Here is a 571-nt window from a genome sequence, read left to right as displayed (position 1 = left end):
ACCGGCTCGTCGTCGCGCAGACCAGCGCCGGCCTGGCGGCCTTCCTGCTCGCGCGGCGAGCGCAGCAGGAACAATCGGAGCAGCCGGATCGGCAGATGAACGCACGGACCACGGCATCGGCGCCGGCGCACGCCGCCCCGGGTCCGCGAACCGATCGGGATCCGCACGGCACCTCGTCGGAACCGCCGACCGTGGTCGTCGGCTTCGACGGGCGCCTGAACAGCGACGTATTCGCCCGCGATGCCGCCGAGACGTTCGCCGGCGCCGGGCTCGACGTGCTCCTGCTCCCGGAGTCGGCACCGACGCCGGTCCTCGCCTTCGCCGTACGACGCCTCGGTGCCGCCGCCGGAGTGATGATCACCGCCAGCCACAATCCCCCGGGCGACAACGGCTACAAGGTCTACCTCGGGGAAGACGGCAGCAGCGAGGGCGACGGGAGCAGCACCCGCAGCGACGGGAACGCCGGCGGCGGTCGGCCGGTCGCCCCGCCGCAGGATCGGGAGATCGCCGGATGGATCGAGCGCGTGCTCGGCGAGCAGGGCGCGCTCCCCCCGCGTTCGGAACGCCTTCG

At 73.7% G+C, this 571-nt stretch carries 1 pseudogene; it reads left to right on the top strand.

Annotation, left to right across the window (positions count from 1 at the left end):
• Positions 1-571, top strand: a pseudogene (locus tag ACFPZL_RS14135) (hypothetical protein); the annotation flags it as partial.

This window comes from Leucobacter soli, assembly GCF_042659205.1.
In the GTDB taxonomy this organism is placed as follows: Bacteria; Actinomycetota; Actinomycetes; order Actinomycetales; family Microbacteriaceae; genus Leucobacter; species Leucobacter soli.
Note: the sequence above shows the minus strand (reverse complement) of the source record. Positions and strands in the feature narration are given on the sequence as shown.